The sequence below is a fragment of the bacterium genome, assembly GCA_040756715.1.
Lineage (GTDB): Bacteria > UBA9089 > UBA9088 > UBA9088 > UBA9088 > JBFLYE01.
Map to the genome: position 1 here is coordinate 1 of JBFLYE010000128.1, position 6,806 is coordinate 6,806.

Annotated in this window: 7 protein-coding genes; 3 read left to right on the top strand and 4 right to left on the bottom strand. The window is 40.7% G+C overall.

All coding sequences use genetic code 11. The features are described 5' to 3' along the window. The 3 genes from AB1397_04990 to queF all read left to right on the top strand — a co-directional run. On the top strand, positions 1–569 hold a 569-nt coding region (locus AB1397_04990; protein ID MEW6482339.1), incomplete at its 5' end, for a hypothetical protein. 1 nt (position 570) lies between these two features. Continuing rightward, positions 571–1,560 carry an NAD(P)H-dependent glycerol-3-phosphate dehydrogenase gene (locus AB1397_04995; GenBank protein ID MEW6482340.1) on the top strand — a complete coding sequence of 330 codons (990 nt, stop codon included), beginning with the start codon at positions 571–573 and terminating at the stop codon, positions 1,558–1,560. Next, positions 1,557–1,934 (top strand): preQ(1) synthase, encoded by a 378-nt coding sequence (gene queF / locus AB1397_05000; GenBank protein ID MEW6482341.1) that lies wholly within the window; start codon positions 1,557–1,559, stop codon positions 1,932–1,934. Before AB1397_04995 ends, queF begins: the two co-directional genes overlap by 4 nt. A gap of 11 nt (positions 1,935–1,945) precedes the next feature. Here queF and AB1397_05005 read toward each other — a convergent pair whose 3' ends face one another. The 4 genes from AB1397_05005 to AB1397_05020 form a co-directional block, all read right to left on the bottom strand. Further along, positions 1,946–2,587: a histidinol phosphate phosphatase domain-containing protein gene (locus AB1397_05005; GenBank protein MEW6482342.1), complete on the bottom strand. Its 642-nt coding sequence runs from the start codon at positions 2,585–2,587 to the stop codon at positions 1,946–1,948. After that, positions 2,584–4,512: an FAD-dependent oxidoreductase gene (locus AB1397_05010; GenBank protein MEW6482343.1), complete on the bottom strand. Its 1,929-nt coding sequence runs from the start codon at positions 4,510–4,512 to the stop codon at positions 2,584–2,586. Before AB1397_05010 ends, AB1397_05005 begins: the two co-directional genes overlap by 4 nt. Before the next feature lie 85 nt (positions 4,513–4,597). Beyond that, positions 4,598–4,987, bottom strand: a complete 390-nt coding sequence (locus tag AB1397_05015) for a type II toxin-antitoxin system VapC family toxin (GenBank protein ID MEW6482344.1) — start codon at positions 4,985–4,987, stop codon at positions 4,598–4,600. Between the two features lie 399 nt (positions 4,988–5,386). Continuing rightward, positions 5,387–6,806: NADH-ubiquinone oxidoreductase-F iron-sulfur binding region domain-containing protein (locus AB1397_05020; GenBank protein ID MEW6482345.1), on the bottom strand; the 1,420-nt coding region annotated here is incomplete at its 5' end.

Consider the following 6,806-nt stretch of genomic DNA (forward strand, 5'->3'; position numbering starts at 1 on the left):
TAAATCAAGCATCTATTATGAAGAATTTTCCCTCTTTACATTGTGCAATAAAGAGGTATTTTGGAGGGGACAAATCTCTAAAAGAGGGATGGGAAAAGGCAGTAAGAGCGGCTGGATTTGTTCCCGAGAAAGAGAGAAAAAAGAAGAAGCATATATCATGGTCAAAAGTAAAGATTATCCAGGCGATTAAAAAGATGAAGAGGGAGGGTAAGGGGATAAATCAAGCATCTATTATGAAGAATTTTCCCTCTTTACTTTATGCAATAAAGAAGCATTTTGGAGGGGGTAAATCTACAAAAAAGGGATGGAAAAAGGCGGTAAGAGCGGCGGGATTTGTTCCCGAGAAAGAAACAAAAAGGAAGTTATGGTCAAAAGCAAAGATTATCGAGGCAATCAGAGGGATAAAAAAAGAAGGCAAGCCAATAAATCCTGCGGATATTAACAGGACTTTATACGAGGCAATGAAGAGGTATTTTGGAGGGAATAAATCTCTAAAAGAGGGATGGAAAAAGGCGGTAAGAGCGGCGGGATTTTCCCCTGATAAAGAAAGAAAAAAGAGAAAGGTATAAGATGAATATCTGTGTTATGGGTGGTGGAACCTGGGGTATAACCCTTGCCTGCCTGTTATTTGATACGGGAAATTCGGTAAAGATATGGGAGTTTTCAAAGGATAAGGTAGACCTGCTTAAAAGGGAAAGAAAAGAGCCTCATCTCCCATGGCTTTTTATTCCAAGCGGGATAGAGATTACAGATAACCTTGAATTTAGTATCTGGTCTTGTGATTTAATTGTGGTCGCTATTCCATCCTGGACAATAAGGGAGGCATTCTTAAGGCTAAAGGAAGGATGGGAAGACAAGCTAATTATTTCCTGCTCAAAGGGGCTTGAGGAACAAACATTTTTAACACCATCACAGGTGATAAGGGATGTGATAAAAGATGCAAGGGTGGTTGCTTTATCTGGCCCATCGCATGCAGAGGAGGTATCAAAGAAAATCCCGACCGCGATCATCTCTGCAACCCCAATAGAAAACGATAGGATTTTTGTGCAAAATCTATTTTCAAATCAATATCTTAGGGTCTATACAAACCCTGATATAATTGGTGTAGAATTGGGTGGTGCATTAAAGAATATCATTGCTATTGCAAGTGGCATCTCTGATGGCCTGGGTTTTGGTGACAATACAAAGGCAGGTTTATTTTGCAGGGGAATGGCAGAGATGGTCCGATTTGGCATATCATTTGGCGGGAACAAAGAGACATTCTTTGGCTTATCGGGGATGGGAGACCTTATGGTAACCTGTATATCAAGGCATAGCAGAAATAGGAGGTTCGGAGAATTGCTTGGAAAGGGAGAAAGTCCAGAAAGTGCAGAGAAAAAGGTAAATATGGCTGTAGAGGGGATAAGAACAACAAAGGCGGTTTATGAAAAATCAAAGATATTAAATATTGATATGCCCATAACAGATGAGGTTTATAAGATTATATTTGAGAAAAAGAAAGCCTCTGAGGCTGTTTTATCATTGCTAAAAAGGGAGCTAAAAGAGGAGGTGATTAGATGAAGTATAAAGAGCTTGCAAAGGCTGGATTGGATATTGAGCTACCAAAGATTGAGGTATTTGAAAACCAATTCGTAGATTATGAGATTACCATAAAAATCCCGGAGTTCACATCTTTATGCCCAAAAACCAGCCTTCCCGATTTTGGATGTATCACCATTGTCTATACCCCGGATAAGCTCTGCATTGAGCTTAAATCCCTAAAGGAATACATCCTAGGATATAGGAACCTTGGGATATTCTATGAGAATGCGGTAAATAGGATTTTGGAGGATATTGTTAAAGCAACAAGCCCAAAGCAAGTAAAGGTAATTGGTGAGTTTAACCCAAGGGGTGGGATAATCTCCAAGATTGAGACAGGCTATCCGAGGGTATAATGGATATTGGCCTATCTCAAAGCCTTTTTGACAAGAAAACGGGAATTTGAAAGGAGAAGAGAAAGGGAAAGAGAGCATCCCAAAGCAATCTTTTCTGCGGTTTTTAAATCTATAAACTCATTTGATGTATGGGCATCGGTATTCAAGACAAGATTTGCCCCTTGTTTCTTTGCCAAGCTTGCCAGATGGCCATTTGTAAAAGCGTGGATGGCTCTGGCTGTAATTTCAAGAAATACCCCATTCTTTTTTGCAAGAGCTACCTCTTCTTTTGTGATTAAGCCTGGATGTGCCAATATGTCAATATTGGAAGAACAAGCGGCAAGGTTTGTTCCTTTTGGAACTGTATCCATAATGCTCTCTCCATGAACAACCACAATCTTTGCACCCAAGCTTCTTCCATAATCGGCTAATTCTTGTATTGTCTCTGGTGGAACATGGGTAAGCTCACACCCTGGAATAACCTTAATGGGAAACCTTTTGTTAAGCCCTTCACAAACCTTAACCAACCTTGGCACTACAAAATCAATATTTGAGGCATCCACATGGTCGGTTATCCCTAAAACCTTTATCCCTTTTACATATGCCCTATGGACATGCTCTGAAGGGATAAGCTCTCCATCAGAAAATATTGTGTGGGTATGTAGGTCTATCATCTTGCAACCATTGCTCCGGTGGGACAATGGTTTACACATTCCAAACAGCCATCACAGCTTGTTTCCGAAAGCATTGCCCCAAACCCTCCTTTAATTTGTGTCCTATACCCCCTTCCCACAAAACCCAAAACCCCAAGCTTCTTTATTTCCAAACATATCCTAATACACCTTGAGCATAAAATACATTTATTCGGGTCATATTTTATATTATCTTTTGATGTATCCACAACCCTTTTTTCTATAAATCCAGATACCCTCTCTGGATTAACCTCATAAATTGAGGCATATTTTCTTAAAAGGCAATCAGAGACCTTTTCACATCCACATTTTAAACACCTCTCGCTTTCTTTCTTTGCATCTTCTTTGTCCATAGTTTCTTCTATTTCTTGGAAGTTCTTTTTTCTTTCATCTGCCGATACCACCTTTGTTTTATACCTTATTTGCTCCTCTGTGATAATATCCTCTGGGCTTATCCCCTCCCTTACACAATTATATTCCTTCTTCTCTTTCCCTCCTTTTCCATTAAGATAATTCATAATTGAAGTAGCCCCTTTTTTCCCAGATGCTATTGCTTCAACCACCGTAGCTGGTCCAGAGACACAATCACCACCGGCAAATACATTTCCTCCTATATTATAGCTTTCGCTTACCCTCTGACCAATGGCAGTAATAATTGTATCTGTTTTAATCTTAAATTCACTCCCAGAAATTGGAATTGGCTTTCTTCTTCCCGATGAATCTGGTTCGCCAAGCTCCATCCTTATACATTCAATTGAATCCTCAAAAACCCTATTGGGAGCAACCAGGAATTCTATCTTTACCCCTTCCTCTTCTGCTTCCTTTATCTCCTTTTTTGAGGCAGGCATCTCATCCCTTCCCCTCCTGTAAAGAATTGAAACCCTGTCTGCACCAAGCCTTAAACTTGTCCTCGCACAATCAATGGCGGTATTTCCACCACCAATTACACAAACATTTTTTCCTAGATCTGGTTTTTTCCCATAAGCTACATCCCTTAATAGCTTAATTCCAGAGATAACATGGGAAAGGTCTTCTCCAGCAATTCCTAGCTTTATATCCTTTTGGCAGCCAATTGCAATAAATATGGCATCAAAATTCAGGTTTGAAATTTCATCCTTCTTAATCTTTGCATTTGTCTTTACCTCTACACCCAGCTTGATTATCTTTTCAATCTCTGCATCAAGAATATCCTTGGGAAGCCTATACTCTGGAATCCCATATCTCATCATCCCACCCAATTTCTCATCCTTCTCAAATATGGTTATAGAATATCCTTCTTTTGCCAGATAATAGGCACAAGCAAGCCCCGCCGGCCCCCCTCCCACCACCCCAATTTTCTTCCCATTTAATTCCGCATTCCGCATTCCGCATTCCGCATTCCTTAAACCCCAATCCCCTACAAACCTCTTAAGCTCCCTTATTGCTAAAGAACCCCCTTTTAAATTCCTTCTACAATTTTCCTCACAAAATGCTGGGCAGACCCTACCCACAGAAGATGGAAACGGCAAATTTTCCATAATAAGATGATAAGAGGCTTCATAATTTCCCTCTCTTATTAGTCTTATGTATCCTTCAACATCAATTCCGGCTGGGCAATTCATTTTGCAAGGGCTTAAGCAATCCCCCCAATGGGCTGACAAAAGAAGTTCAAGGCACAATTTTCTTGCCCCTCTTACCTTTGGTGTATTTGTGTGAATTACCATCCCATTCATTACCTTTGTTCCACAAGCAGGAACCAGCCTTGGGATATTTTCTACCTCAACCACACAGAGGAGGCATCCTCCATAAGGCTCAAAGCCCTCAAGAAAACATAGGGTGGGAATATCAATCCCATTATTTTTTGCAATCTCAAGAATGGTCTTACCTTCTTCTGCCTCTAATACCTTATTGTCTATGGTTATTTTCATAGTTATAATTTAGCCTTTAGTCATTGGCTTTTAGAAAATTTGTATGTGTTTAGCGTTGTTAGGCGATGTTTCAGCCACCCTATTTTCAGAAACTCTTCTTATAGGGTTGTCCAGTTTTCAATTTAGGGATGGCTGGGTAATCTCTCTGGTTGAAAGTGTATAGAGGTAAATTCAAAGCCACAGCCATTTGACCAATTAAGGCATCAAGGATTCCCAGCCTATGGCTAAGATGATAACGGACAAGCGCAGACAACGCCTCATCACATATCTTTGATGAAGGCCAAACTACGCTATAAGTTCCCAATTCCTTTTCTACCTTCTCTTGCTCAGTCTTGTTTCTACAGCCTTGAATCAGCTCCATAACCACAAATCCAGGTAAAACGATTTCTTCTTCACCGAGGAAATCTAGCCAAGCCACCGCAGGTGGGTATTCACGCAAAAGGTCTATCATCACATCAGTATCTACAAGAATCATACTTACCCTCGCCGCCTTTGTGCTTGTTCACGGAGTTGACGGGCATAAGCTGAACTATTTTTAATATCCTTACGATCCTTCCAGAGTCCAATTAGTTCAGAATGAAGTATCTGAGAGGCTGTCAAATAAGGATGCCTAGGCATAGCCGAGGATTCAACCAGCAAGATCATCTCCACATATTCTCCCTTCTTACAGGGCAACCCGCTCACAAAGATTTCTCCATCCCTCTCAATAACTTTGTTAAGACGAATCGCCTCCATAATCTTTTACCTCCATTAACGCTACAGTTTCGTATTATACGCTATCGACAAAAAGTCAAGCAAGACAAAATGAAGCTTTATTTTTTGATTATACATTATGAAATCAAAAATGTAAAGGAGAAGGAATTTTTTGTGCTCCCTACTCTACAATAATTGCACCAAACTTACAGGTATCATAGCATATCCCACATTTTATACATTTATCCTGGTCTATTTTATGAGCTTTCTTTTTCTCTCCCGAGATTGCATTATTTGGGCATTTTTTGGCGCATAGACCGCAGCCGGTGCAAACATTAGGGTTTATGGAATAAGTAAGTAAGGCTTTGCATACCTTGGCAGGGCATTTTTTATCCTTTATATGTGCCTCATATTCATCCCTAAAGTATTTCAGGGTTGTAAGCACAGGGTTTGGTGCGGTTTGACCAAGTCCGCAAAGGCTTGCTGATTTTATGGTTAAGGCAAGCTCTTCCAAAAGAGAAATATCGGAAATCTCCCCTTTGCCTTCGGTAATACGCGTAAGAATCTCAAGCATCCTCCTTGTTCCTATTCTGCATAAGGTGCATTTCCCGCAGCTCTCATCCTGGACAAAATTAAGGAAAAACCTTGCTACATCAACCATACAGGTTGTCTCATCCATAATAACCATACCACCCGAACCCATAATCGCCCCTGTTTTGGTAATGGAATCATAGTCAACCGGGGTATCCAAAAGGGCTTCAGGAATGCATCCACCCGAGGGACCACCTATCTGAATAGCCTTAAATCTTTTGTTATCCCTTATTCCAGAACCAAGGCTAAAGACAATCTCCCTTAGGCTTATTCCCATTTCAACCTCAATAAGCCCTGGGTTCTTTACCTTTCCTGCCAAGCAGAATACCTTTGTTCCCTTTGATTTTTCTGTTCCTAAGGAGGCAAATTTTTCCTCTCCTTCCAAAATTATCCAGGGGATGTTTGCCCAGGTTTCCACATTATTTATATTGGTTGGTCTTTGAAATAATCCAGATTGGGCAGGAAAGGGAGGCCTTAGCCTTGGCATCCCCCTTTTTCCTTCAATTGAGGCAATTAGAGCGGTTTCTTCTCCGCAGACAAATGCGCCTGCCCCTTCTTTTATCTTTATTTTAAATCCATCCAAAAGACCTTTTTCTTCTGCCTGGGCTATTGCAATCTCCAGCCTCTTTATTGCCAAGGGATATTCCATCCTGACATAGATATAGCCAATATCCGCACCAATACTATAACCGCCAATCGCCATTCCCTCCAAAACAGAATGGGGGTCGCTCTCCAAAACAGCCCTGTCCATAAATGCACCTGGGTCACCCTCATCGGCATTGCAAATAACAAACCTGGGAGGAGGGTTTTGCCGGGTAAGTTTCCATTTTAAACCAGTGGGAAATCCCGCTCCACCCCTTCCCCTTAAGCCAGATTTTGTTATTTCCTCAATGATTTCCTCTGGAGACATTGTTTTTGCCTTTTTTAAGGCACTATATCCACCAATTTTTATATAATCATCAATATTCTCAGGGTCTATAATGCCACAATTCCGCGTGACAATCCTTTTT